We start from the raw sequence: 26141 nt of genomic DNA, 5'->3' as shown, positions 1-26141 counted from the left end.
CTCCAACTGACAAAGGAAGACTCATGACTTTGAACAAAGCAATGATGGCGGTGATGTTGTCCCTCGCTGGTAGCGCCGCCTGTGCGGCCGGTGGTTCCACGACAGTGGATTTTTCCAATGGTAACGAGGGCTGGTACGGTCTGGAAGCGGCGGATGGCAATGGTGGTTCCGGCATCGATACCAGCATGGGCCATGGCGCGCCGGCACTGCGCACCGTGATAGAAAACTTCGGCATTTCGTTCGGCACCACCACCAACACCGCCTTTCTTGGCGATTACTCGGCCAAGGGGCCGGTGACGCTGGGCCTCGACATCAAGGCCAACGAGATCAAGTATTTCAACCAGGACGTTGCGCGCGACGTGGTGGTGGAGCTGCGCGACTATGGCAACACGCCGGCCGGCATGCCGTACTCGAGCGTGTGGTACAAGCTCGGCACCATCGACGCCACCCAGGACTGGCAGCACCTGTCGGTCACCATCGCCGACCCGACCGCCACCGGCTTGCCGGCGGGCTGGGGCGGCTATGGCTCCACCGACGACGGCGCCGGACCCAAGCTGCCAGACGGCCGCAGCTTTGCCGACGTGCTGGCCAGCGTGGACGAAGTGGTGTTCGGAACTTTCGTACCCGGCTATATGTACGGCTTCACCAACTTTGACGTGGCGGTCGACAACATCTCGGTCACCGCCGTGCCGGAACCGTCCACCTACGCCATGATGATCGGCGGCCTGGGCCTGATCGGCTGGATGCGTCGGCGCCAGCAGTCCCGCGCAGTGCCCGGTTCCGGCTCGCTGGCGGCGTAACTGCCGGTAGTCAGGCTCGAGCGAAATGCGCCTTGAGGCGCGCCAGTTCCGCCGCCGTGATATGCATTACCGAGCCATGCTTGGGACCGGAAAAATTGGTGGCGCGCATCGGTGAGCCGGCATCGTTGAAACGGCCCAGGTTCTTGAACGTGGTGAAGTCGGCGGTTTCCGAAAAGCCCATGTTGTTCGGCTTGAGGCCGAACACGTCGTACATCAGCACGTAGTTCTTGCTGCCGATGCGGCGCCAGACCATCGGCGCTTCGCAGGCGACCGTTTCGGGATCGATCTTGCGCGGGTCGAACTGGTAGCCGGTGTTGATGCGGTCCGAGACCGCGTGGCGCAGGCCGTTCGGGGCGTCGTGGGCGACGTAGAACAGGTGGTACTTGTTGCCCACCCTGGTGATGTCGCCGTCGATGGTGCTCTTGGTCTGGTCGGGGTAGTGGAACAGCTGCTGCGGTGTCGTCTCGAGCGTGGTGTAGGCGGCGTTGGCGTAGGCGTACACCAGGTAGTTCTGGCCGCCCTTGTGGCGGGTGGTGAAGTACACCATCAGCTGGTTTTTTTCCGCATCGAAAATGGTTTGCGGCGCCCAGGCAGCGCCGACGTCGGCGTAGTCGGCCGGGAACAGTTGATCGATGCGCACCAGCGCGTGGGTCCAGTTGACCAGGTCGTAGGATTTCATCAGGATCAGCGCGCGGTTGTTGCCCCAGCCATAATCCTCGCCCGGACGTTCCCATTCGGTGCTGCGCAGGCCGGCGTCGCGCGCGTAGATGTGCAGGTCGGTCATCGACATATAAAAGGCGTTGTCGGGGCCGCGCATCAGGTGCGGGTCGCGCACGCCTTGCTGCTCGCCCAGTCCCTTGCCCGGTAACACCGGCTGGCCGTCGTTGAGGTCGGTGAAGGTGTAGCCGTCGGTGGACGTGGCGAAGTGGACCGAGTGGGTTTCGTCCTTGAAATAGACGAACAGGTAGGCTTGCATGTCCTGCTCGGCCGGGGCGCGGGTGCCGGCCACCGGCGCAATGGCGGGCACGATGCGCAACTGGCGGCCGGCGGCGGCCGGCCGGCTTTGTGCCTGGGCAGTTTGCTGGCAAAAGGCAAACGGCATCATCAGCCCGGCCGCGATGGCCTTGGTCATTTCCCTGCGCTTCATGTCTGTCTCCGTAGCATTTTTTTCGGACCATACCACGGGCGGCGGCTCCAGGTGCCCACCTCGCCGGATTTTCATCGCACGCGCGCATTTGGTTATCGCTTTGTTTAATGCGCAAGCATGCAGCAGTTACAATGCGCTTTCCAGAGCCAAGCAACGGGAGTGTCATAGTGAAAATATCGAAGTCTTTGCCCATATGGTCGATCGCCTCGCCGGTAATCGCCTGGTTGCTGATCGCCGGCCAGGCGATGGGTGCGCAGGACATCGTCGGCCAGGTCTATACCTTGTTGCTGGTGGCGGGCCTGTTTGCCGGCGTGCTGGCGGCCGTGTTCCACGCCGAGGTGGTGGCGCACAAGGTGGGCGAACCGTATGGCACGCTGGTGCTGGCGATCGCGGTGACCGCCATCGAGGTGGCGCTGATCGTTTCGCTGATGATCGCTGGCGGTGAAGCGACCGCCGGACTGGCGCGCGACACCGTGTTCGCGGCCGTGATGATCATCCTGAACGGCATGCTGGGCCTGTGTTTGCTGGCTGGCGCCAAGCGCCACGGCGAGCAGACGTTTACCTTGTCGGGCGTGTCGGCCGCGCTGACCACGCTGGCGGCGATTTCGATTCTCACCATGGTCTTGCCCAACTACACCACCACCGTGCCCGGCCCGTCGTACAGCGCCAGCCAGCTCGGCTTCATCGCGCTGGTGTCGCTGGTGCTCTACGGTACCTTCGTGCTGGTGCAGACCGTGCGCCACCGCGATTACTTCCTGCCGGAAGTGGCCACCAACGACGAAGACACCCACGCGCCGCCGCCGCCGCTGAAAATGACCTGGCTGTCCGCCGCCTTGCTGTTGACCTGCCTGGCCAGCGTGGTGCTGCTGGCCAAGATGCTGTCGCCTGTGCTCGAAGCGACCGTGCTCAAGCTCGGTGCGCCGAAGGCCGTGGTCGGCATCATCATCGCTGCCGTGGTGCTGCTGCCGGAAGGTATCGCCGCCTTCCACGCCGCGCGCGCCAACCGCCTGCAAACCAGCCTGAACCTGGCGCTCGGCTCGGCCCTGGCCAGTATCGGCCTGACGATTCCCGCCGTGGCCGTGGTCTCGCTGATGACCGGCTGGACCCTGTCGCTCGGTATCGACGTGAAGTCCAGCGTATTGCTGCTGCTGTCGCTGATCGTCGCCACGCTGTCGCTGGGGACCGGCCGCACCACGGTGATGCAGGGCACGGTGCACCTGGTAATCTTCGCAGTCTATTTGTTTACAGCAATCGTTCCTTAAGGAATCTCGAAAACCTACTGCGCGGTTTTAGAGGTTCTTTACGGAAAAGTGCGGGCTCGTCAGTGCTGAGAAGGTTACCATCTAGCCAACTCAAGCACAGGAGCCCGCATTGAACCATTACCAATTGAGCCCCTGGCTCACCAATATTCCCCTCGAAGACTGGATTGTCGCTGCCGTGGTCGGCACGGTGGTGTTTTTCCTGCTGCACGGCTTGCAACTGTTCGTGCGGCGGCGCCTGGCACACATGGCCGCCGGCGCCCATGCCCAGCGCCCGCTGGCCGAGGTGCTCAGCGCCACGGTGGCCAGCACCAGCAACTTCGTCATCCTCCTGATCGCCGTGCTGGCGGCGCTGACGGTGCTCGACTTCGGCGCCGTGTGGAACCAGCGCATCGACCATTTATGGTTCATCGTGATCGGCGTGCAGGTGACGATTTACCTCACCCGCGCCATCACCATCGGCATCCGCCGCTACTTCCGCAGCCAGTCCGACGACGCCAACGCGCCGCTCACGGTGGCCAACACGCTGGTCAGCGGCGCCATCAAGACGCTGTTGTGGACCTTGCTGCTGCTGTCGGTACTGTCCAACGCCGGCATCAACATCACCACGTTCATTGCCAGTCTCGGTATCGGCGGTATCGCCATTGCGCTGGCCGCGCAGAACATCCTCGGCGACCTGTTTGCGTCGTTGTCGATCGCGGTGGACAAGCCGTTCGAGGTGGGCGACGCCATCAATGTGCTCGGCGTGTCCGGCACGGTGGAGCACGTGGGCCTGAAGACCACGCGCATCCGCGCCGATAGCGGCGAACAGATCGTGGTATCGAACACCGACCTGCTGAAAAACGTGCTGCGCAACTACAAGCGCATGGCCACGCGCCGCATCGTCATGTCGTTCCGCATCAACCCGGATACCCCGGCTGCGCTGGCGGGCCAGGTGCCGGCCATGATCCGCGCCATCGTCGAGGCCCAGCCCGACATCCGCTGCGACCGCGTCCACCTGAAAGCGGTCACGCCCGAGGCGATCGAGTACGAGCTGGTGTTTTTTGTGCTCACGTCCAACTACCTGGTGTACATGGATACCCAGCAGACCATCCTGCTGGCCACCATGGAGCGCTTTGCCGAGATGGGCATCAGCACCACGGCGCCAGCGCGGCGCCTGCTGCTCGAGAATGAAGCGCCGCCCCCGCAGGCGGCCGTTAAAACCTGACGCAGCGCAGGGGCATTGGGGCTTGGTGACAATCTGTCATCAAGCTGTCACGCTGGCTTGTTATCTTGCAAATCTTTAAAACGATTGCCGGATACACACACCATGAACCGCAACTCCTTGTGCAAGCCGCTGCTTTTCCCACTGCTTGCCGGCCTGACCGCCGTCCTGCTGGCCGGCTGCAACAGCGATTCCACCCCGGTCAACGAGACCGCGCCCACCACCCCGGTGGCCGCCGCCCCCAAGAACGTGATCTTCTTCCTCGGCGACGGCATGGGCATGACCACCATGACCGCCGCCCGCATCTACGCCGTCGGTGAAGACGGCGACCTGACCGTCGATACGCTGCCGGAATCGGCATTCGTGAAGACCTACTCGAATGACGCGCAAGTGACCGACAGCGCGCCGTCGATGGCCGCCTACATGACCGGCGTGAAAATGAACAACGAAGTGATCTCGATGTCGGCCAACACGGTCGCCGTCGATCCGGTGGCCGACGCCAACGGCAACAAGCTTGGCAACAACTGCGGCGCCAGCAATGGCACGGCGGTGCCGACCCTGCTCGAACAAGCCAAGACGCAAGGCATGGCTACAGGCGTGGTCACCACCACCCGCGTGACGCACGCCACCCCGGCCGCCACCTACGCCCACATCTGCCACCGCGACCTGGAGAACGATATCGCCGCCGCCTCCGTGCCGGGCGGCGCCGGCTTCAATGCCGCGCTGGGCACGGGCCTGGACGTGATGCTCGGCGGCGGCAGCCAGTTCTTCGTGCCGGTCGCCGCCGGCGGCAAGCGCAGCGACGGCCGCAACCTGATCGACGAATCGAAAGCCAGGAACGCCACGTACGTCAGCAATGTCACCGAACTGAACGCGATCGACGCCAGCAAGACCACCCGCCTGCTGGGCCTGTTCTCGTCCAGCCACATGAGCTATGACCTCGACCGTGACCCAGCCAAGGAGCCGAGCCTGGCCGAAATGGCCACCAAGGCCATGGACGTGCTGGCCAAGAACAGCAAGGGTTATTTCCTGATGGTGGAAGGCGGCCGCATCGACCACGCGCTGCATGAAACCACGGCCAAGAAAGCGCTGCACGACATGGTGGCGTTCGACAACGCCATCAAGGCCGTGCTGGCCAAGGCCCGCATTGCCGACCCGGACCTGAAAAACACCCTGATCGTGGTGACCGCCGACCATGACCACACGCTGGTCCTGAACGGCTACGCCAAGCGCACCGGCAAAACCACTGCCGCCAATGCCGGCGTGCTGGGCGTGGTGAAAAACTACGTGACCGGCGCGGTGGACAAGGACCTCGACGGTGCACCGTACCCGATCATCGGCTTTGGCAATGGCGAGAACCGCACCCAGGGCAACCGCAGCAGCATGGCCAGCCTGGACGACAGCGTGACCAGCGCCAATACCTATCACCAGGAGGCGGTAGTGCGGGTGGCGGTGGGTAGCGAGACCCACGGCGGCACCGACGTGTTCCTGGGCGCGATCGGCAAGGGCGCCGAAAACTTCACCGGCACCATCGACAACACCAAGGTGTTTAGCCTGGTCAAGACCGCCTCCGGCCTGTAAAACTTTCACACGGATACCAGACATGAAACCTACCCTGATTGCGGCCAGCCTGGCCCTGGGCCTTGCCACGTCCTTCACCCTGCCAGCGCACGCTGCCGGCGAAGCCAAGAACATCATCTTCTTCCTCGGTGACGGCATGGGCCCCACCACGATTACCGCCGCGCGCATCTACAAGTACGGCGAAGACGGCAGCCTGACCATGGACACGCTGGAGCGCACCGCGCGCATCAAGACTTTCTCGGCCGACGCCCAGACCACCGACAGCGCACCGTCGATGGCCGCCTACATGACCGGCGTGAAAATGAACAACGAGGTGATCTCGATGTCCGCCGAAACGGTCGCCACCAACCCCGGCCGCGACGCCAACGGCAACCTCGGCGTGAACAACTGCGCCGCCACCAACGGCACGCCGGCCGCCACCATCCTGGAACTGGCCAAGGCCAAGGGCAAGGCCGTAGGGACGATTACCACCACCGAGCTGACCCACGCCACGCCAGCCACGGCCTGGTCGCACATCTGCAACCGCAACGCGCAGTACCACATTGCCGCGCAACTGGTGCCGGGCGGCGCCGGCTTCAATATTGCCCTGGGCGACGGCGTCGACGTGCTGATGGGCGGCGGGCGCAACCACTTCACGCCTTACGCCGCCGGCAACACCACCGGCCGCGCCGACGGCCGCAACCTGTTGACCGAACTGGCCGCCAAGGGCTACACGGTCGCTGCCAACAAGACCGAGATGAATGCTGCCACCGGCAAGAAATTCATCGGCCTGTACAGCACCCGCAGCCACCTCGAATACGAACTCGATCGCACCGCCACGCCGCCGCTGGGCGAGGGCGCGTCGCAACCGAGCCTGGCCGAGATGACGGTCAAGGCGATGGACCTGCTGGCGCAAAACACCAACGGCTACTTCCTGATGGTGGAAGGCGGCCGCATCGACCACGCGCTGCACGGTACCAACGCCAAGCGCGCGCTGACCGACACCATTGCATTCGACGACGCCATCAAGGCCGCGCTGGCCAAGGCCAAACTGACCGACCCGACCCTGGCCAATACCCTGATCGTGGTCACCGCCGACCACGACCACACGCTGGCGTTCAACGGCTACGGCAAGCGCGGCAACCCCATCCTCGACATCAACCGTGGTTACCGCGACGGCCAGCCGGCCAAGGATGCCGATGGCAAGACCTACACCACGCTGGTGTTCGGCAACGGCCCGAACCGCCCGAACCTGCGCGACAACCTCGACAGCACCACGGTGCTGGCCGATAACTACCTGCAAGAGACCGGCGTGCGCCTGTCGAGCGAAACCCACGGTGGTGGCGATGTCAAACTGTTTGCTACCGGCGCCGGCGCCAAGCCGTTCAAGGGCACGCTCGACAACACCAAGGTGTTTGGGCTGCTGAAGACGGCGTTCGGGTTTTAAAGTCGCTGCAATAAGGTCCGTCATGCTGTAACGACGGACCGTCGCGCAGGCGGGAATCCACGCGGTCCATGGATTCCCGCCTGCGCGGGAATGACGAATCAAACGCCAACAATTGAGACCTCATGCAAATCTCCCGCCTTTCCACGCTGCTCGCCACCCTCAGCCTCGCCGGCACCGTTCACGCCGTTGCCAATGCACCGGCCACCGCACCCGACCTCGACCTGGCGATTGCCTACTACAGCAAAACCGTCACCCCCGACGGCGTTACCCGCGAGTCGCGCTACGAGGAAACCATGCTGCGCCGGCCCGGCCACGTGTGGAGTGCGCGGGTGCTGCCGGCGCATGCGGCGCCGCATAAACATGAGGAGGGCGGTCATCGCCACGGCCTCAATCATGTCATGCTGCCGCGCCACGTGATCAACGCCGGCAAGACGCCGCGCCTGGAGTTTGTCGATGCGAAAGAGAAGGCGGTGATCGCCATCCCGGTCACCGAGTTCGACAACGTCAACTTCGACGGGTCGTGGGACCGCGCGTTCTACCTGCTCGACCCGCGCCTGCTGAAAACCATGGCCGTGACCAACCGCGCCAGCAGCACGCCCGGCGCGAAGTGGCGCGAGCGCGAGGACAACGGCGTCTATCAGCGCGTGCTGTGGGACGAGCAGCGCCAGATTCCGGTCACGATAGAAAGCGGCGACAAGGCCGGCACTTTTTATCGCCGCGTCGATGTGGTGGCGCGTGCCGGCGCCACGCCGGCGCCGTGGAACAAACTGCACGGTTACGCCCAGCGCGAGTTCGCCGACTTCCTCGACTAGGAACGCCCGGAAAAACCTCGATGGCAGCTCGTGGTTGACGAAAAAACCGCGCTGGTGATCGACCACCAGGTCTTCCATCAGCGCCGCGCCGGCGCCCATGGTCATGCCGCCGATGATCTGGCTGCGCGCGGTCTTGGGATTCAAAATGCGGCCGGCCGCGCAACTGCTCGCCGATGCGCGATATCCGCGCCCGGCGCGACGGCTGGCGGTCCTAGTTGCCGCGATAGGTGGAGTACCCGTAAGGGCTGAGCAGGAGCGGAATGTGATAGTGCGCCACGCCCGCCTCGGTGTGGAACTCCACCGGAATGCGCGGGAAGAACGTGGGCGTGCCTGCGCGCCTGAAATGTTCGCCGGTCTCGAACACGATGCGGTAGTCGCCGGCCGGCATGGTCTTGCCGTCCGGGTACAGCGCGGCAATGCGGCCCTGGGCGTTGGTGACGCTGGCGGCCAGCACGCGCCAGTCGCTGCTGCCATCGCCACTGCGTTGTTCGAGCGTGACGCGGATGCCGGCCGTGGGCTGGCCGCTTTGCAGGTCCAGCACGTGGACGCTGAGCGGATTGGGGGCGCGGGCCGGGGCGGCGGCAGCGGCGGCGCCGCAAGCTGCGGCAAACGCGAGGAAAAGTGCGAGGTTTTTCAGCTGGTGCATGGTCATTCCCTGGAGTGAGTAACTGGTTGGTCGAGCGCGGGCACGGCGGCAAGCGCTGCCAGTGCGCACGCATGGTCGTTGCCGGCGCCGCCGCCACCGGCCACGCCGATGGCGCCCACCGGCTGGCCGGCCGACATCAGCGGCACGCCGCCGCCCAGCAGCAGCAGCTCGGGCAAGGTGTTGAGGTTGCGGCTGTCGGCGTCACGCGCTGCGCGCCGGGCCAGGTCCAGCGTGGCGGTGCGGGTGGAGAGTGCGGTAAACGCCTTGCGCCGGGCCGCCTCGATATTGTGCGGACCGACCGCCGGGTCGCGCTCGAGCACCAGCAGGTGGCCGCCGCCGTCGAGCACCGCGACCGCGATGGTGCGGTCCAGCTGCCGGCAGGCGCCGCCAGCGGCAGTGGCCAGGCGGCTGGCTGCAGCGAGGGTGAGCGCCGGTTGCGGCACCAGGTCCGCAGCGGCCACCGTGCAGGGGCCGGCGATCGCGGTTGCCAGCACGGCAGCGCAGAGTGCAGTAGTAGAAGTCATGAGATCCTCGGCTGAATGAAGACCGCAGTGTGCGCTTCCGACCCCGACGCCAGGCTGACGGCCAGATGATAATTTCGTCAGCCAGCGCGCTCGTCGGCAGGGGTAGAATGGCTATTTCACTGGCGCCGCAGTCCATGACGATCCTGATTATCGAAGACGAGCCGAAGACCGGCGACTACCTGCTGCGCGGCCTGGCCGAGTCGGGCTTTGCCGTGCGCCTGGCGCGCACCGGCCGCGACGGGCTGGCCATGGCAAAAGACGGCGCCGCCGACCTGGCGCTGGTGGTGCTCGACGTGATGTTGCCGGGCATGGATGGCTGGCAGGTGCTGGCCGCCTTGCGCGCCGACCAGGCCACGGCGCAGGTGCCGGTGCTGTTTCTCACCGCGCGCGACGAGGTGCAGGACCGCGTGCGCGGGCTGGAGCTGGGCGCCGACGACTACCTGGTCAAACCGTTCGCCTTTGTGGAACTGGTGGCGCGCATCCGCACGCTGCTGCGGCGCGGCCCCGCGCGCGAGGATGACCTGATCCGCATTGGCGACCTCGAAATCGACGTGCTGCGCCGGCGCGTGCGGCGCGGCGCCACCACCATCGTGCTCACCTCCCAGGAGTTCGCGCTGCTGCACCTGCTGGCCCAGCGCCAGGGCCAGGTGCTGTCGCGCTCCATCATCGCCTCGCAGGTATGGGACATGAACTTCGACAGCGACACCAACGTCATCGAAGTGGCGGTGCGCCGGCTGCGGCGCAAGCTCGACGACCCGTTCCCCGTCAAGCTGATCCACACCCGGCGCGGCATGGGCTACGTGTGCGACCTGGCCCCGGCCCCGGCCCCAGCCCCAGCACCGGACGCCGCATGAGGCGCTGGCGTTCCTCGCTGACGGTGCGGGTGACCGCGCTGTTCATGCTGATCGTGGTGCTGGCAGCGGCCGGCCTGGGCGCCTACCTGTACCGCGAGTTCGTGGGCCAGATCGAGCGCCGCGACGATATCCAGCTGCTGGGCAAGCTGCGCCAGGTGCAGATCGTGCTGGGCCGCCCCGGTGCGGTGGAACTGGTGAGCACGCAACCGGAATTTTTCCGCGACACCATGAGCGGCCAGGAAAATTCGCTGGTGCGCATCGTGGCGGCCGATGGCGCCGTGCTGGCCGAGATCAACGCCGGCGCCGAGCGCTATCCGCTGCCGCCCATGGCCGGCACGGCGCCGGACCGTGGCGCCATCGTCGGCTGGCGCGGCCGCAACGGCGAACCAGGCCGGGTGGTGGCCGCTGCCGCGCGCCTCGGCAGCCGCGATGTTACCGTGTACGTTGCGCGGCTGTACGCCGAGCGCGATGCGATGTTCGCCCAGTACCGCTGGCGCATTGCGCTCGCCGCGGCCGTCAGCGCGCTGGCGGCCGCCCTGTGCGCCGCGCTGATGCTCCATCGCGGCCTGCGGCCGCTGCGGCGCATCGCCGCCCACGCGGCGCTGGTGCGGCCCGGCACGCTGGCGCAGCGGCTCAACGCCGGCCACGCGCCGTCCGAGCTGCAACCGCTGGTCGATGCCTTGAACGCCATGCTGGCGCGCCTGCAGGACGGGTATGCCCGGCTGTCGGGCTTTTCGGCCGACCTGGCGCACGAATTCCGCACGCCGATCACCAATTTGCTGGGGCAAAGCCAGGTGCTGCTGGCGCAGCCGCGCAGCGCGGCCGACTATGAACAGCTGATCGCTTCCAACATCGAGGAACTGGAACGGCTGGCGCGCATGATCGAGAGCATGCTGTTCCTCGCGCGCGCCGGCCAGGACGACGTGCTGCTGGCGCGCCAGCCGCTGGCAGCGCTCGACGAACTGCGCAAGGTGGCCGACTTTTACGAGGGCATGGCCGAGGAACAGGACGTGCGCATCGCCTGCCTGGGCGCGGCGGTGGTGCACGCCGATCCGGCCTTGCTGCGGCGCGCGCTGGCCAACCTGGTGTCGAACGCGGTGCGCCATGCGCAGCCGGGCAGCACGATTACGCTGCGCGCAGACCAGCGCGGCCACGGCGCCGAGCTCACGGTCGCCAATACCGGTGCGCCCATCGCACCCGAACACTTGCCGCACCTGTTCGACCGCTTTTACCGCGCCGATCCCGCGCGCGGCAACGCCGACGGCTCGACCGGGCTGGGACTGGCCATCGTCAGCGCCATCATGGCCGTGCACGGCGGCACGGCGCGGGTGGCAGCCGCTGGCAATGAGGCGCGCTTCGTGCTCGTTTTTCCGTAGCGGACCCGCAGCGCCCGCGCCTGGCCCGGGCTTGCAGCCAATCCAAAACCGGTATATGATGACCGTCATGCAAACCAAATCATCCAAACGCCCGGGTGCCAGCCGCAAGGAAGTGACCCACGAACGCATCGTCGAGGTGGCCTCGCGCGCCATCCGCCGCAGCGGCTACGATGGCACGGGCGTGGCCGACATCATGAAGGAGGCCGGCCTCACCCACGGCGGCTTCTACGCCCACTTCGCCTCGCGCGACGCGCTGCTGGCCGAGGCCGGCGACCGCGCGGGCGCCGACGCGGTGGCGCTGGCCACCAAGGTGGCAGCCAGTGCGCCACCGGGCCAGGCGGTCAGGGCCATCATGGAAGCTTACCTGTCGCCCGAACACATCGCCTCCATCGAGCGCGGTTGCCCGGTCTCGGCGCTGGCCTCGGAAATGCCGCGCCAGGCGCCCGAAGTGCGCCACGCGGCCACCGTGCACATCAAGGAGATGGTCGATCTGCTGGCGCGCCAGATGCCGGACTGGGGCCAGCCCCAGGCCCACGAGCAGGCCATGGCGTTGCTGTGTTCCCTGATCGGGACCACCATGCTGGCCCGCGCGGTGGACGATCCCAAGTTGTCGGCAGCGCTGTGCGCGGCCACCGTCAAGCAGTTCTTACCGGCTGCCGAATAATAGTTCGGCAGTTTTTTTTGATCACTAATATGATGATCGTCATATTTTTAATTTTCCAAAGGGAAAATCATGTCAGTTACCGCTCACAGCAGCCGCAACATCGCCGTCATCACCGGCGCCTCGTCCGGCATCGGCGCCGTCTATGCCGACCGTTTTGCCGCCCGCGGCTACGATCTGGTGCTGGTCGCGCGTCGCGCCGACCGCCTGCAGACCCTGGCTGCCAGCCTCACTGAAAAACACGGCGTGCAGGTCACGCCGCTGGTCGCCGACCTGGCCACCACGGCAGGGCAGGACAGCGTGGCCGACGTGCTGGCCACCAATCCTGCCGTGAGCGTGCTGGTCAACAACGCCGGCATCGCCCGCCTGGCGCCGCTCGCTGCCAGCACGCCGGACGATGTGTCCTCGCAACTGACCCTGAACATCACCGCGCTCACCCGCCTGACCTATGCCGTGCTGCCCGCCTTTAAACAGCGCAACGCCGGCCTGATCATCAACGTCGCCTCGGTGCTGGGCCTGCATTCGTTGCCGATTTCCGCCGTCTACAGCGGCACCAAGGCGTTCGTGGTGGCCTTGACGCGCGGCATCGAGCACGAGCTGGCCGAGACCGGCGTCAAGGTGCAGGCCGTGCTGCCGGCCGCCACCGCTACCGAGCTGTGGGACCCGTCGGGCGTGCCGCTGGCCGCGCTGGCGCCGGAGTCGGTCATGGCGGCCGACGCCCTGGTCGATGCCGCACTGTTCGGCCTTGACCAGGGCGAAACCCTGACCCTGCCATCGGTGGCCGATGCCGCGCTGATCGAACAATACGAGACTGCGCGCGTGACACTGTTCGCCAGCGCCCAGACCGGCACCGTCGCCCCGCGCCTGCTGCCTGCTTAACTTTTACTTTCAGGATAACCATCATGATTTTCGAACCGTTCGCCCTGCGCGGCATCCAATTGTCCAACCGCGTGGTGATGTCGCCACTGACCCGCAGCCGCTCCATCGGCAACATTCCCAGCAGCTTGGTGTCCGAGTACTACGCCCAGCGCGCCACGGCCGGCCTGATCATCACCGAAGGCACATCGCCGTCGCCCAACGGCCTCGGCTACCCACGGATTCCCGGCCTGTTCAATCGCGAACACGTGGCCGGCTGGCGCCTGGTGACCGACGCCGTGCATGCGCAGGGCGGCAAGATCGTCGTGCAGTTGATGCACACGGGCCGCGTCAGCCACATCGACAACCTGCCCGCCGGCGCCACGGTGATGGGGCCGTCTTCCGCAGTGTGCCCCGGCGAAATGCAGGTCGACGGCAGGGGGCCGTTGCCGCACACGGCGCCGCGGGCCATGACCGAGGACGACATCGCCGCCACGGTGCAGGAGTATGCCGACGCCGCGCGCCTGGCGATCGAGGCCGGCTTCGACGGCGTCGAACTGCACGCGGCCAATGGCTACCTGCTTGAACAATTCCTCAACGCCAATATCAACCTGCGCACCGACGGCTACGGCGTGACCGCCGAAGGACGCAACCGCTTCGTGCTGGAAGTGGCGCGCGCGGCAGTGGCCGCGATTGGCGCCGACCGCGTGGGCATACGCCTGTCGCCTTACGGCGTGGTCAATGCCGCTGGCGCCTATGACGGCGTTGACGAACAATACATTGAGCTGGTGGCGGAACTGTCGCGGCTGGGCCTGCTGTACGTGCATGTGCTCGACCATTCGGCGATGGGCACGCCGCCCGTACCTGCCGGCATCAAGGCTGCCTTGCGCGCCGCCTTCGATGGCCCGTTCATCGCTGCCGGCGGCTTCGACAAAACCAGCGCCGAGCAGGCGTTGACAGGTGGCCAGGCCGACCTGGTGGCCTTTGGCCGCCCGTTCATCGCCAATCCCGACCTGGTCGAGCGCCTGCACCGCGACGCCCCGTTGAACGCCCCCGATCCGGCCACGTTCTACACGCCCGGCGCCAAGGGGTACACTGATTACCCGACCTTGGCGAACTGACACCATGCAAGCACTCATTCTGACAGCCTATGGCAAGACCGGCGCCCTGGCGCTGGCCGAGGTGGCCCGCCCGGTGGCCGCGCCCGGCGAGATCCTGGTGCAAGTCCACGCGGCCGGCCTCAATCCGGTCGATAACGCAATCGTCAGGGGCGAATTCAAGCCGCTGCTCAAGTTCGAGCTGCCTGCCGTGATGGGCAGCGATCTGGCCGGGGTAGTGGTGGAGGTAGGCGCCGGCGTGACCCGGTTCAAGGTGGGTGATGCAGTGTTTGCCAGCGTGTTCGACACTGGCCGTGGTGCGCTGGCCGAGTTCGCTGCCGTGCCCGAACACGCAGCCGCCCACAAGCCCGCCAACCTCGACTTCGTGCAGGCAGCATCGATCCCGATGGTGGGGCTCACCGCGTGGCAATCGTTCCACGAGCATGCGTTGGTCAAGCCGGGGCAGCAGGTGTTCATCCCGGCCGGCTCGGGCGGCATCGGCTCGTTTGCCATCCAGCTGGCCAAACAGATGGGGGCCCGCGTGGCCACCACCACCAGCACCGCCAACGTGGCGCTGGTGCGCAGCCTCGGGGCTGATGAAGTGATCGACTACAAGCAGCAGGATTTCACCCAAGTGCTGAGCGACTACGACGTGGTGCTGGGCACGGTGAAGGGCGATGGACTGGCGCAGGCGCTGGGCATCGTCCGACCGGGCAGCAAGGTCGTCTCGCTGATCGGCCCGCCCACCGCCGAATTTGCCCGCCAGCGCGGCATGAACGTGGTGTTCCGTTGCGTGATGGGCCTGCTCAGCCGCAAGATCCGGGGCCTGGCCGGGCAACGCGGCGCCGCTTATTCCTTCATGTTCGTGCGTCCGGACGGCGCCCAGTTGGCCGCCATCGGCCAGCTGCTGGAAACGGGCGCCATCCGTCCCGTGATCGACCAGGTTTATCCGTTCGCCCAGGCCAGGGAGGCGCTGGCCTACCTGGACCAGGGGCGGGCCAGGGGCAAGGTGGTGGTGCGGACGGCGCCGGCACCGTAGTATCAATTTTTCCCGAGGTCCTGCATCGGCACCCGGCAAGTCTCGCGCGCGGTGAAGACGGCGAAGGCCGAAATGATCGAGGTGCAGGTGACGAACGCCGCCACCGGCACCCAGCCTATCGGATCGTCCGGGCGCAGGATGGCGGCGCTGATGGTCGGGGCGAAGCCGCCGAGCGCGAAGCCGATCTGGGTGCCGATCGCCATGCCTGACAGGCGCACGCGGGTGCTGAACATTTCGCCGTACATCGCCGGCCACACGCCGTTGGCGGCGCTGTACACCACGCCCGACAGCAGCAGGCCGAACACGAAGATCAGCGGAATGTTGGAGGTGCTGATGGCCCACATATACGGCCACGCCAGCGCTGCCGAACCGAGTGCGCCGAAGATGAACACGGGGCGGCGACCGATGCGGTCGGACAGCGCCGCAAACAGCGGGATCGCACCGAGCGCCACCAGGTTGGCCAGCACCAGCACCGTCAGCATGGTCGAACGCGGCAGGTGCACGGTATTGACCGCGTACGACAGCGTAAACACGCTGAAGATGGTGCTGATCACCGAGACCAGCGCGGCAAAGATCACCCGCACCAGGTTGGCCTTGTGCTGCTGCAGGAGCACGGTCAGCGGCAGGCGGTCGTCTTCCTGCTGCTTGGACTCTTCCTGGAAGGCCGGGGTTTCCGGCAGCGTGCGGCGCACCCAGAAACCGACCACCACCACGATGGCGCTGAGGAAGAACGGGATGCGCCAGCCCCACGACAGCAGCTGCTCTTCCGGCAGTGCGGAAATCGGCAGGAAGACCAGCGTGGCCAGGATCAGGCCGGCCTGGGTGCCGCTGAGCGTAAAGCTGGTAAAGAAGGCGCGGCGGTGCGGTGGCGCGTGTTCGAGCGTCATCGAGTTGGCGCCGGCCTGTTCGCCGGCAGCGGAGATGCCTTGCAACATGCGCAGCACCACCAGCATGATGGGCGACAGGATGCCGGCCTGGCTGTAGGTGGGCAGCAGGCCGACCAGGAAGGTCGATACGCCCATCAGCAGCAGCGTGAACGTGAGCACCTTCTTGCGGCCGTATTTGTCGCCGATGTGGCCGAGCATGACGGCGCCGATCGGGCGCGTGATATAGGCCACGCCAAACGTGGCGAAGGCGGCGATGGCCGCAGTGGCCGGATCAAACGCGGGAAAGAAGATCTTGCCGAACACCAGCGCGGCAGCGGTGCCGTAAATGAAAAAGTCGTAGTACTCCACGGCGCTGCCGATCCAGCTGGCCAGTGCCGCTTTGCGCGGTGAATGTTGAGAAGCGGGGGCGGCGGCAGCAGCTTGCTGCCTGGCCTGTGCGGTTGCGGTCGACATTGTATTCTCCAAGAATCGTAGTTTATATGGTGAACAAGCGCATCAGAACTTGTGCAAGATGCCGATCTGCAGACCGGTCAGTTTTTGTCCATTGACGTCGGCGCCGGCCAGGTTGGCCGACGGTCCGGCCGAGCCGCTGAAACGGAAGCCGGCGTTGCGGTCGTTGGTCAGCCGGCTGGCGAACGCGTAGAGCTGGCTGCGCCGCGACAGGTCGTAATAGCCGCCGACATTAAAGCCGCGCGCGCTGGCGCCGCCGCCCGAGGTGTCGTGCAGCACGCCGTACAGCGCCCCCACGCGCAACTGCGGGCCGAGGCGGTAGTCGGCCGAGACCTGCGCCAGGTTGTAATAGCGCGCGGCGTTGAGGTCGGTGCCGGCAAAATAATTGTTCGGACTGCTGATATTGCTGAGGATGGCCGCGGTGTTCAAGCCGTTGGCGCTGGCGGTATTGTTGTTGCTGCGGCCCAGCGCCAGGTACACCTTGCCCTTGCCGTACTGGTAGTTGACGTACACGTTGTGATAGACGATGCGGTTGCGCACGGTGGCGGTGGCGCTGTCGGGCCGGGCGGCCAGGCCCACGTAGCCGGCCCGCCACCGTGCTCCCTGCCAGTCCAGCATGGCTTGTACCACCGGGCCGTTGTCGGCGCGCCCCGCGTTTTCCGGCAGCGCGTAGTGCAGCGTCAGCTGGGCGCCTTGCAGGCGCGGCGACTTGTAATACAGGTCGTTGTCGTAGCGCGAAGGGATGCCGAAGCTGTTGAACAGCGAGCCGAACGTGGTGCGCTCGGTGTAGTCGATGGCGCCGCCGGCCATGAAGATTTCCGTGTTCTGGCGGCCGATGCGCCATTCGCCGTACGGGCCGGCCAGGCCGATCCAGGCCTGGCGGTCGAACAGGCGGCTGCTGTCGGCCATCACGCCGCTGTCGGTGGCAAAGCCCTGTTCCAGCGTGAACTTGAACTGGTTGCCGCCGCCGAGGTCTTCGCCGCCGCGCACACCGAGGCGGCTGCGCAGGATGGCGCCGTCGTTCAGGCCGATAATGCTGGCGCCGCTGCTGCTGCGGATGTAGCCCACGTATTCATCGATATTGCCGTACAGCGTGGTCTGGCCCTGGGCCAGGGCTGGCGCGGGCATGGCGCTGCCCGCCAGCGCTGCCACCAGGCATAGCTGCTGTCTCATGTCTTGTCTCCGTTGTCGTTATTGTGTGAATTTTGTTTTTTTATTTCACGTCGCTGTGGCTGGCAGGCGGCCCTGCTGCCAGCGCCGCAATCGCCAGCGCATAGCCCTGCACGCCAAAGCCGGCCATCACGCCGTATACCGCTGGCGCCAGGTACGAGTGATGGCGGAACGGCTCGCGCGCATGCACGTTGGTGATGTGCAGCTCGATCACCTTGACCTGCGCGCCCTTGATGGCGTCGTGCAGCGCCACCGACGTGTGGGTGTACGCGCCGGCGTTGAACACCACACCGGCCAGTGCGCCACTGGCCTGCGCGGCGCCGGCCTGGTGCAGCCAGTCGATCAGCACCCCTTCGTGGTTGGACTGGCGGAAATCCAGCGTGTAGCCGTGCAGCGCGCAGGCGTTGCGGCACAAGCCTTCGACATCGGCCAGCGTGTGCGCGCCGTACACGCCGGGCTCGCGCCGGCCCAGCAGATTGAGGTTGGGTCCGTTCAGGACCAGGATGGCCTGCTTCATGCCATCACCGGCTGGCCGTGGACCGGCCGGCGCACCTCCAGGCTGCGGCGCAGCACCTGGTCGGTAACCCACTTGGCGGAACGGTGCGCGCGCGCGGCGACGATTTCCGGCGCCAGTTGCAGGTAGTCGTCGTTGAACACTTCGAAGCTGTAGTCGCCGTTGTAGCCGCCGCGGTCGAGCCGGCGCAGCAGGTCGGCCAGCTCCGTCGAGTGGGCGCCTTCGCCGGGGAATACGCGCAGGTGGCGCGCCGTCTCCAGGCGCTCCTCGGCCGAGCGGATCTCGCGCCACATGAAGTCGGACAGCTGCACCATGGCGATCTTGTGCGCCGGGATATCGGCCAGGCCATCGAGGTCGGCGCGATTGGCCAGCATGTGGAACGAGTCGATCACCACGCCCAGGTTGGCATGGTCGGCCAGTTCCACGGCCTGCCACGATTGTTCGTACTGGTTGATATGGCGGCCCCAGGACAATGCCTCGAAGCCCACCCGTACGCCCAGCGGTACCGCCGCCGTGGCCAGCTTGGCCAGCTGGCGCGCCACCAGGTGGATGTCGTCGCTGGCGTGGCTCGAGGTGGTCGAGCACACCATCAGCAGCGGTGCGCCAACCGCATGGCACACCCGCAGCAGTTCGCGGGCGATGTCGAACTTATAGTCGTGCAGCGCGCCGTTCAAGCCTTCGTAGTCGCGCATCACCTGGATGCCGGTCACCCGCACGCCGCTGGCGCGCACGATGCGCACCGCTTCATCGAGCCCGCCGGGGTGGCCCGCCAGGTCGCGCGCCCACAGCATGATCTGCGAAAAGCCCAGTGCCTGCGAGGCGCGCAGCTTCGCTTCCAGCGGGCCGGCGAGGGTAATGCTGTCCATGCCGAAGTTGGCGAGATTCATAATGCCTCCAGCGCGCGGAACGCATCGGACGACACCCCGGGCCAGCCGAAGTGTTCGAGGTACAAGGGCGCCTGTTCGATCAGCATCTCCTTGCCCTTCTGGATGCGGCAGCCGCGTTCCTGCGCCTGGCGCAGCAGCCGGGTCAACTCGATCTTCATGCCGCAGTCGGCAACGATGCAGTCGGGCGACACGCCCTGCAAGTCGATCGGCACGGCGTCGTCGGCGTGCATGCCGAGCGGCGTGGCGTTGACCACCACGTCGTAGCCGGCCGCTTGCGGCGCGCCGATCACGATGCGCACATCGGGGAAGGCCTGGCGCAGGCGGGCTTGCAATGCGGCCGCCGGAGCGGGACGGGTGTCGCAGATCGCCACTTCCGCGTAGCCGCGTTCGGCCAGCGCGTAGGCGATCGCGCAGCCGACGCCGCCGGTGCCAACCACCAGCGCGCGCGAATTGGCGGGCACGGGAGCCTGGCCCGCGCACAGGCGGTCGAACGCGCGGATAAAGCCTTCACCGTCGATCAGGTCGCCCGTCAGCACGCCATCGGCAGCGCGGTAGATGGCATTGCAGGAACCGGCCAGCGCGGCGCGCGGCGTTGCCACCTGCACTGCGCCCACGCTGGCCGGCTTGTGCGGAATCGAGACGAAGATGCCGCCGACGTTCTCGAACGACATCAGCATGCGCACTGCCGCCGCGTAGGATGCCGGCTCGATCTTGAGCGGAATCACGCGCGCATCGAGGCCGTGGCGCTGGAAGTAGGCGTTGAACAGCGCCGGGGCCTTCACCTGTTCGACCGGCCAGCCGATCACGGGGAAGATGCGCGTGGTGCCGGAAATGTCGATCATGGCTGCTCCTCGAGGTGGCTGTGCACCAGTTCGAAACTGACGCCGCCCTTGTACAACTGGGTGAGCGCGCCTTTCTCGCTGGCCTGGACCGGCTCGCGGTCGATGAAGACGATGCCGCGCTGCTGCAGCGCGCGCACGGCGGCCGGCACATCGGGGGCGCCGAAAGCCACGCGGATCAGCTGCTCGCCCCATTGCAGGCCGGCGGCGCCTGCCGGCGGCTCCACCAGTTGCAGGTAGAAGCGGTGGCACGGGCTTTCCAGCAGCGTGCCTTTGGGGACCACGCCGAAGTAGCGGCCCTCCGGCAGCGCACGAAAGTCCATCAGCTGTTGGTAGAAGGCGATCCATTCCGGCGCACGGCCGGCGCCGATGGCTTGCACCACGCCGAAAAAGTGCAGCCCGGCCAATGTCGGAGCAGGAGCAGGAGCAGAAGCAGGGGCGGGCGCGGGCGCAATCGGCTTGAAGTCGACGTCGTAAATCGAGAAGTCGCGGAAGCGGTCCACGAAATACAGGATCGAGTCGCCCGGACCATGGACGCCGGGGATGTTCAGCTCCATCACGCCGGCGCGGGTGGGAATCGGCCAGGCGCCCTGGTCCACCGCGTGGCGGTAGGCGGCATCGGCATCGCGCACGCGCAGGGCGATGGCGCTGACGATGGTGGAACGCGGCTCGGTGCCCGATTGCTGCAGGGCGCGCGCGTCGGCGTTGACGATCACGTTCATGCTGCCCTGGCGGTACAGCGTGACTTCACGCGAGCGGTGGCGGGCGGTGGCCACAAAGCCCAGCTGCTCGAGCAGCGCGCCAAAGGCGAGCGGCTCCGCGCTGGCGTATTCGATGAATTCAATGCCGTCGATGCCGAGTGGATTGGTCGGCTCGGGATGGGCTTGCGGTGTGTGCATGATCTCCTCGCTGTAAGAACTTATGCAGCGAGTGTAGAAAACGACCGCGATGAAAAATAGACCCCAAAATCGCGAATAGTGCAATAATCGCTCGGAGTGCGCGATTATCGCGCAATCATCGTAAATTCGTGCAATCAGGATAATCAGGCGGGGCTTCATGAGGCGACAGGCATTGCCGGACGTGGTGGTCGCCAAGCGCGACGTCATCGAGGGACTGGTCAAGGGGCTGGAAGTGATTCGTGCATTCAGCGACGAATCGATGCGCCTGAGCGCCAGCGAGCTGGCCGGCAAGGTGCAGATCACGCGCAGCGCGGCGCGCCGCTACCTGCTCACGCTGGTTCACGTGGGCATGGCGCAAACCGATGGCCGGCAGTTCTGGCTCACGCCCAAGGTGCTGTCGCTGGGCCACTCCTATTTGGACTCGGCGCGGCTGCCGCGCGCCATCGTGCCGTTCCTGCAGCGCCTGACCACGCAGTTGCAGGAGTCCACCAACTACTCGGTGCTCGAGGGCGACGACGTGGTGTACGTCAGCCGCGTCAACGCGCCGCGCGTGCTCACCGCCGGCTTCGACCCGGGCACGCGGCTGCCGGCCTACACATCCACCGCCGGCCGCGTGCTGCTCTCGGGCCTGCCCGAGGATGCCTTGCACGCCTACCTGGAACGCGTGGAACTGGTGGCCTACACCCACATGACCGTCACCGACAAGGAGGTGCTGCTGCGCGAGGTGATGGCGATCCGGGAGGCGGGGTTTGGCGTGACCGAAAACCAGTACGAGGTGGGCATGCGCGGCATTTCGGTGCCGATCAAGAGCCGGCGCGGCGACCTGGTGGGTGCGCTGTCGGTGTCGATGAGCATAGGCAGTTGCTCGCGCGCGGAGGCCACCGGGCGCTGCGTGCCGGCGTTGCAGGCGACTGCCAATACGGTGATGTTGTGGATTTGAGTGCAGTGGTGCGGGTATAACCGGTCCGCCAAACCGGTCATTTGCGCGAACGCGTCCTGCATCAGCGGAGCTTGCGGATGGGTACCCTGGCCTTCGATGCGACGTTGGTTCGACTTGGCCGGGAGAGTGCTATTGGCTGCTCTGTTTCGGCTTACGCAGCATCTCGCAGCTGGAGTTGGACTTGCAAGCCCGCCTTGGCCGCCATATTCACCAAGGCATCGATGCCGAACAAATTGATCTTGCCGCGCATTAGATCGGACACGCGGGGCTGAGTGATGTCAAGCAGCTTGGCGACGTCTCCCTGGCTCAGCCCGGATTTGGTGATGTGGCTTTTCAACTGCATCATCAATTGCGAACGAACCTTCATGTTTGCAGCTTCCTCCGGCGTGTCTTCAATCGCATCCCAGACGCTGGCAAAACGGGTAGTGTTCATTTTCCTAATTCCTTCTTCAAATCACGGTAGCGTTTTTCAGCCAGGTCGATATCGGGCTTGCTGGTCTGTGCGGTTTTCTTTTGAAAACAGTGCAGCACGTAGATTGCGTCGTTAAATTTTGCGACATAAATCACCCGGAATGCTCCGGCCTCATCTCGGATTCGAATTTCCTTGGCACCAGGCCCCACGGCGGTTGCCATGGGCTTCCAGTCGTCAGCCTCCTGCCCGTTCTGAATAAGATCAATCTGGTGGCCGGCTTCGCGTCTTGCCGCTGCCGGGAAGGCGCGCAAATCTTGAAGGGAGCTGCCGCGAAACTCTACCGGCTTAGGGGCAAGGTTCATCAAATCTCCCATGGCTCGAATATACAATATTTTGTATATTCCTGCAAACGTTGAATTTTGGGAGGAGGACTTGGTCGGGGTGAGAGGATTCGAACCTCCGGCCTCTACGTCCCGAACGTAGCGCTCTACCGGGCTAAGCTACACCCCGACGTACCATTATTTCAGCATATTCCGGCGTGGCCTTCAAGCGCGTGAAGTGCACGCCAGAATAGGGTTGCAAGAGAAAAAATCAGGCTAGTAGCTGGACCACTTCCGGGTAAAGATTCGGGAATATCATGCCCAGCGAGTTCAGCGGCATGCCAAAGCGCACAGGGCCATAAGGCGTGTCGCTGACCAGCAGCCGGTCTGCCAATAGCTTGGACAACAGGGAGCGGGCACTGCGCTCCCCCAGCCCTGTCATCTGCGCAAGGTTGCCACGGCCATCGAGATCGCCACGGCGCGCAGAGTCGGCGTTTTGAAGGGCGGCGTAATAAGTAGTCGTGGATCGCGCAAGGCCGCGATTGGGGGACCAAAGACCTTCAGAAAGTTTCCAAAGGGCGCAATGACTTTGCAGCCGGGTGGCTCTGCCTTTACCATCGAGGAAAGGATGTACCCATGCCACCCGGTGATGCGCACATGCGGTTGCAATCAGGGTACGCTCCCAACTGCGTGTCGGTCCGTACACCTGGTCGAGGCGTTCAAGGAAAGCCGGCAGCGACGCGGCCGTTGGCGGTATATGGCGTCCCACCTCCACGTCGCGCGTCCTGATTTGACCGGGTACGATCACTTCTCCATCGTCTGAAATACGGTCCTCGGGGGCCAGCCGCTCATACAGCGCCCGATGCGCTTCAATCAAGAATTTCGTGGAGAATGATACATTTTTCCGCTTTCTTTGCCGGTTTGTTTGCCGGTTCGATTCCGGGGTTATCTCGGGCTGATAGTCAATAGCCCTTCACCGGCTCAGCAACGGATACACGCTTTTGCTGATGCAACGCATAACCGTGCGCATACGTTGTCAATAGACAACATTTCCCACCTCGTTGGCAAAGATCTTGCTTTGTAAAAAGATTAAGATGGTTAAGCTTGTTGTTTTGCAAAAGACGCATCATTTCGGGGCGCTGGCCCCGCCTACCGGCTCACTTTGACGATTGGGGAACACGGATGAAGACACGGCGGACGATCATGTTCAGTGCGGTTTCGGCAGCGTTAGCGCTGACAGGCACAGCGCAAGCGCAAGTGCAGGCAGTTAACCCGGACCAGATCGAGGTGGTCACGGTCACCGCGCAAAAACGCAAGGAAGACCCGGCCAAGGTGGCGATGAGCATCTCGGCTGTCACCGGCAAGCAATTGCAGGAAGAGCATATCCGCGACATCACCGACCTCACGCGCGTGGTGCCCAATATCTCGTTCACCGCTGCCAGCGGCAACGGCGGGGCAGGGCCGGGCACGTCGAATATCGAAATCCGCGGCATCAGCTCCACGGCCGGCGCGGCCACCGTGGGCGTGTACCTTGGCGATACGCCGGTCACGGTCGGCAACGTGTACACCATGGGCAATATCGAGCCGCGCTTTTTCGATATCGACCGGGTGGAAGTGCTGCGCGGCCCGCAAGCGACCCTGTACGGCGCCAGCTCGATGGGCGGGACCATCAAGTTCGTGCCCAACGAGCCGGATCTGAAAGACCGCGAAGTGACCACGTACACCGAGGCGTCGAATACCAAGGGCGGCAGCGCCAGCTGGTCGGCCAATGTGGTCGGCAATTTCCCGCTGGTGCCCGACGAGCTGGCGCTGCGCATCGGTGTGCAGGCCCAGCACACGGGCGGCTTCATCGACCAGGTCGATGGCAATGGTGCGGTCCAGGCCGATAACATCAACCGGATCAGCGACCAGGAGTTGCGCGTGGCGCTCAAGTGGCGGGCCACGCGCGATGTGACCGTCACGCCATCGCTCTACTACCAGCGGCTCAATGCCAAGGATATCTCGGCCTTCAACCTCGAGCGGCCCAACTACCAGGCGCAAAAACAGGTGCGCGAGCCGTCGCTCGACAAGCTGTTCGCGCCCAGCATCACCGTCAACTGGGACCTGGGCGGCGCTGATCTGACCTCGGCCACCAGCTATTTCTCCCGCAAGTTCGACCGCACCCAGAACGGTTCGGCCTACAACAGCTATTCGCTCTCGACCTTTCTGACTTCGACCGACGACGGCGGCAAGGCGCCGCCCGCGCTGATCGAGGCGATCGCCGGCTTGCCGTCGGCCGTGTACCTGCAAAACCGCGTGCGCCAGGTGTCGCAGGAATTCCGGCTGGCATCGCGCCCTTATGACTCTTCCAATGCATCGGCGTCGCCATGGACCTGGCTGGCCGGCACCTATTTTTCACGCCAGCGCACGGACATCGCCGAGAACGATCCCATCTTCGGCCTCACCGATACCTTCAAGTCGTTCGGCTTCGATATCTACGACCCCGAGCTGCTGCCCGATGTGCAGCCCGGTGCGTTCCCGAACGACGACTCGTTTGCCGGCCAATTTCACTACCGCGAAAAGCAGGCGTCGATCTTCGGCGAAGCCAATTATTACTTTACCCCCGCCGTGCACGCGACCGTCGGCGCGCGCTACCTGAAAGCGAAATCGACGCTGGCCCAGCGCAATGGCAACTACCTTGCCGGCGCCGGCAACAATAGCGGCGCCAGCCTGTCGTCGCACGCGTTCACGCCCAAGTATGCAATGACGTGGGAAGTCGATCCGTCCAATACCCTGTACACCAGCGTGGCCAAGGGTTTTAGGCTTGGCGGCTCGAATATCTTCGTGCCACCGACCACCTGCGGCCCGGATCTGGAGCTCAACGGTTTGACCGAAGGCCCGCCCAACTACGCGGCCGACAGCCTGTGGAGCTACGAGGTGGGCAGCAAGTCACGGTTTCTCAACAACCGGCTGACCGTCAACGCCGACGTGTTCTACGTGAAATGGAGGAATATCCAGCAGGGCGTGTACCTGCCCACCTGCGCCTATACCTACAACGCCAATGCCGGCGACGCCACCACCAAAGGCTTTGAATTCGACATCAAGGCCAAGCCGATGGCGGGCCTGACCCTGAGCGCGTCGGGCGGTTACGTCAAGGCCGAACTGAGCAACGATGTGGGCAGCCAGAACGGCGTGGTGGGGGCGGTGGCCGGCGCGCGCATCCAGGGCGTGCCGAAGTACAACGCGGCCATCAGCGCACGCTACAACTTCGTCGTGGGCGAGCGCGGCGCGTTCGTGATGGGCGGCGTGCAGTGGGTGGGCGCGAGCAAGGGCTCACTCAACCCGGAATCGACCGACTACGACCGTCCCGGCTATCACACGGCCGACTTCAGTGCCGGCATGTCGTTCGACCGGGTAACAGCCACGGTGTTCGTCAAGAATGCCTTCGACAACGATACCGTGATCCAGCACCCGCAGGTGGCGTCGATCGTGCAAGGCTACCGCCTGATGCCGCGCGCGATCGGCGTGAGCCTTGCCACGAAGTTCTAGGCGATAATGCCGCC

General features: G+C 65.2%; 26 protein-coding genes, 1 tRNA gene and 1 pseudogene. 14 read left to right on the top strand and 14 right to left on the bottom strand.

Annotated elements, in window-relative coordinates:
- Positions 1-23: 23 nt before the first annotated feature.
- Positions 24-800 (top strand): PEPxxWA-CTERM sorting domain-containing protein, encoded by a 777-nt coding sequence (locus tag SR858_RS21320; RefSeq protein WP_051120299.1) that lies wholly within the window; start codon positions 24-26, stop codon positions 798-800.
- 10 nt (positions 801-810) lie between these two features.
- Here SR858_RS21320 and SR858_RS21315 read toward each other — a convergent pair whose 3' ends face one another.
- A complete protein-coding gene (locus tag SR858_RS21315) occupies positions 811-1947 on the bottom strand; it encodes a glycoside hydrolase family 43 protein (protein ID WP_019921529.1) in 1137 nt (378 codons plus the stop codon).
- A gap of 167 nt (positions 1948-2114) precedes the next feature.
- Here SR858_RS21315 and SR858_RS21310 point away from each other — a divergent pair, with 167 nt between their 5' ends.
- The 5 genes from SR858_RS21310 to SR858_RS21290 all read left to right on the top strand — a co-directional run bounded on the left by SR858_RS21310 (position 2115) and on the right by SR858_RS21290 (position 8229).
- Entirely contained in the window at positions 2115-3209 is a 1095-nt protein-coding gene (locus tag SR858_RS21310; RefSeq protein WP_026637232.1) for a calcium:proton antiporter, read from the top strand.
- A 109-nt stretch (positions 3210-3318) separates the two neighbouring features.
- The gene (locus SR858_RS21305; RefSeq protein ID WP_019921531.1) at positions 3319-4413 is read left to right on the top strand and encodes a mechanosensitive ion channel family protein; all 1095 of its coding nucleotides are present in this window, start codon (positions 3319-3321) and stop codon (positions 4411-4413) included.
- A 129-nt stretch (positions 4414-4542) separates the two neighbouring features.
- Positions 4543-5991, top strand: a complete 1449-nt coding sequence (locus SR858_RS21300) for an alkaline phosphatase (RefSeq protein ID WP_407654713.1) — start codon at positions 4543-4545, stop codon at positions 5989-5991.
- A gap of 22 nt (positions 5992-6013) precedes the next feature.
- Positions 6014-7417: an alkaline phosphatase gene (locus SR858_RS21295; protein WP_019921533.1), complete on the top strand. Its 1404-nt coding sequence runs from the start codon at positions 6014-6016 to the stop codon at positions 7415-7417.
- Between the two features lie 122 nt (positions 7418-7539).
- Positions 7540-8229 (top strand): hypothetical protein, encoded by a 690-nt coding sequence (locus SR858_RS21290; protein WP_019921534.1) that lies wholly within the window; start codon positions 7540-7542, stop codon positions 8227-8229.
- 24 nt (positions 8230-8253) lie between these two features.
- On the opposite strand, the pseudogene SR858_RS21285 reads toward SR858_RS21290, so the two are convergent.
- From SR858_RS21285 to SR858_RS21275, 3 genes and pseudogenes are all read right to left on the bottom strand, one after another.
- Positions 8254-8394, bottom strand: a pseudogene (locus SR858_RS21285) (molybdopterin cofactor-binding domain-containing protein); the annotation flags it as partial.
- Positions 8395-8440: 46 nt separating this feature from the next.
- Positions 8441-8875, bottom strand: coding sequence for a hydroxyisourate hydrolase (uraH, locus tag SR858_RS21280; protein WP_026637233.1), 435 nt, complete (start codon positions 8873-8875; stop codon positions 8441-8443).
- 2 nt (positions 8876-8877) lie between these two features.
- On the bottom strand, positions 8878-9399 hold the full coding sequence (locus SR858_RS21275; RefSeq protein ID WP_040377741.1) for a GlcG/HbpS family heme-binding protein: 522 nt from the start codon (positions 9397-9399) through the stop codon (positions 8878-8880).
- Between the two features lie 134 nt (positions 9400-9533).
- Here SR858_RS21275 and SR858_RS21270 point away from each other — a divergent pair, with 134 nt between their 5' ends.
- The 6 genes from SR858_RS21270 (at position 9534) to SR858_RS21245 (ending at position 15281) form a co-directional block, all read left to right on the top strand.
- Positions 9534-10253 (top strand): heavy metal response regulator transcription factor, encoded by a 720-nt coding sequence (locus tag SR858_RS21270; protein WP_019921537.1) that lies wholly within the window; start codon positions 9534-9536, stop codon positions 10251-10253.
- Positions 10250-11629, top strand: coding sequence for a heavy metal sensor histidine kinase (locus SR858_RS21265; protein WP_026637234.1), 1380 nt, complete (start codon positions 10250-10252; stop codon positions 11627-11629). Before SR858_RS21270 ends, SR858_RS21265 begins: the two co-directional genes overlap by 4 nt.
- Before the next feature lie 55 nt (positions 11630-11684).
- Positions 11685-12293: a TetR/AcrR family transcriptional regulator gene (locus SR858_RS21260; protein WP_019921539.1), complete on the top strand. Its 609-nt coding sequence runs from the start codon at positions 11685-11687 to the stop codon at positions 12291-12293.
- A 69-nt stretch (positions 12294-12362) separates the two neighbouring features.
- The gene (locus SR858_RS21255) at positions 12363-13169 is read left to right on the top strand and encodes an SDR family NAD(P)-dependent oxidoreductase (protein ID WP_019921540.1); all 807 of its coding nucleotides are present in this window, start codon (positions 12363-12365) and stop codon (positions 13167-13169) included.
- A gap of 23 nt (positions 13170-13192) precedes the next feature.
- Positions 13193-14266: an alkene reductase gene (locus SR858_RS21250; RefSeq protein WP_019921541.1), complete on the top strand. Its 1074-nt coding sequence runs from the start codon at positions 13193-13195 to the stop codon at positions 14264-14266.
- A gap of 4 nt (positions 14267-14270) precedes the next feature.
- Positions 14271-15281, top strand: a complete 1011-nt coding sequence (locus tag SR858_RS21245; RefSeq protein WP_019921542.1) for an NADP-dependent oxidoreductase — start codon at positions 14271-14273, stop codon at positions 15279-15281.
- Positions 15282-15283: 2 nt separating this feature from the next.
- On the opposite strand, the gene SR858_RS21240 is transcribed toward SR858_RS21245, so the two are convergent.
- Genes SR858_RS21240 through SR858_RS21215 form a run of 6 tightly spaced genes read right to left on the bottom strand, consistent with a single transcriptional unit; the run spans position 15284 to position 20927 of the window.
- A complete protein-coding gene (locus SR858_RS21240) occupies positions 15284-16621 on the bottom strand; it encodes an MFS transporter (protein WP_019921543.1) in 1338 nt (445 codons plus the stop codon).
- A 42-nt stretch (positions 16622-16663) separates the two neighbouring features.
- The gene (locus SR858_RS21235) at positions 16664-17791 is read right to left on the bottom strand and encodes a porin (protein WP_019921544.1); all 1128 of its coding nucleotides are present in this window, start codon (positions 17789-17791) and stop codon (positions 16664-16666) included.
- A gap of 40 nt (positions 17792-17831) precedes the next feature.
- Positions 17832-18305 (bottom strand): type II 3-dehydroquinate dehydratase, encoded by a 474-nt coding sequence (gene aroQ, locus SR858_RS21230; protein WP_019921545.1) that lies wholly within the window; start codon positions 18303-18305, stop codon positions 17832-17834.
- A complete protein-coding gene (locus SR858_RS21225) occupies positions 18302-19189 on the bottom strand; it encodes a sugar phosphate isomerase/epimerase family protein (protein ID WP_019921546.1) in 888 nt (295 codons plus the stop codon). Before SR858_RS21225 ends, aroQ begins: the two co-directional genes overlap by 4 nt.
- A complete protein-coding gene (locus SR858_RS21220) occupies positions 19186-20031 on the bottom strand; it encodes a shikimate dehydrogenase family protein (RefSeq protein WP_019921547.1) in 846 nt (281 codons plus the stop codon). The genes SR858_RS21225 and SR858_RS21220 overlap by 4 nt, the downstream gene beginning before the upstream one ends.
- Positions 20028-20927 carry a 4-hydroxyphenylpyruvate dioxygenase gene (locus SR858_RS21215; protein WP_019921548.1) on the bottom strand — a complete coding sequence of 300 codons (900 nt, stop codon included), beginning with the start codon at positions 20925-20927 and terminating at the stop codon, positions 20028-20030. The genes SR858_RS21220 and SR858_RS21215 overlap by 4 nt, the downstream gene beginning before the upstream one ends.
- Before the next feature lie 157 nt (positions 20928-21084).
- On the opposite strand from SR858_RS21215, the gene SR858_RS21210 reads away from it, so the two are divergent.
- Positions 21085-21867 carry an IclR family transcriptional regulator domain-containing protein gene (locus SR858_RS21210; protein WP_026637235.1) on the top strand — a complete coding sequence of 261 codons (783 nt, stop codon included), beginning with the start codon at positions 21085-21087 and terminating at the stop codon, positions 21865-21867.
- A 151-nt stretch (positions 21868-22018) separates the two neighbouring features.
- Here SR858_RS21210 and SR858_RS21205 read toward each other — a convergent pair whose 3' ends face one another.
- From SR858_RS21205 to SR858_RS21190, 4 genes are all read right to left on the bottom strand, one after another.
- Complete coding sequence (locus SR858_RS21205) at positions 22019-22300, bottom strand: helix-turn-helix domain-containing protein (protein WP_019921550.1); 282 nt, start codon at positions 22298-22300, stop codon at positions 22019-22021.
- Entirely contained in the window at positions 22297-22641 is a 345-nt protein-coding gene (locus SR858_RS21200) for a type II toxin-antitoxin system RelE/ParE family toxin (protein ID WP_154819919.1), read from the bottom strand. The genes SR858_RS21205 and SR858_RS21200 overlap by 4 nt, the downstream gene beginning before the upstream one ends.
- A 71-nt stretch (positions 22642-22712) precedes the next feature.
- Positions 22713-22789, bottom strand: a tRNA-Pro gene (locus SR858_RS21195).
- Positions 22790-22870: 81 nt separating this feature from the next.
- Entirely contained in the window at positions 22871-23548 is a 678-nt protein-coding gene (locus SR858_RS21190) for a Fic family protein (RefSeq protein WP_322534632.1), read from the bottom strand.
- A gap of 254 nt (positions 23549-23802) precedes the next feature.
- On the opposite strand from SR858_RS21190, the gene SR858_RS21185 reads away from it, so the two are divergent.
- Complete coding sequence (locus tag SR858_RS21185; RefSeq protein WP_019921553.1) at positions 23803-26127, top strand: TonB-dependent receptor; 2325 nt, start codon at positions 23803-23805, stop codon at positions 26125-26127.
- Positions 26128-26141 lie beyond the last annotated feature (14 nt).

It is taken from the genome of Duganella zoogloeoides, from assembly GCF_034479515.1.
Classification (GTDB): domain Bacteria; phylum Pseudomonadota; class Gammaproteobacteria; order Burkholderiales; family Burkholderiaceae_D; genus Rugamonas; species Rugamonas zoogloeoides.
Note: the sequence above shows the minus strand (reverse complement) of the source record. Positions and strands in the feature narration are given on the sequence as shown.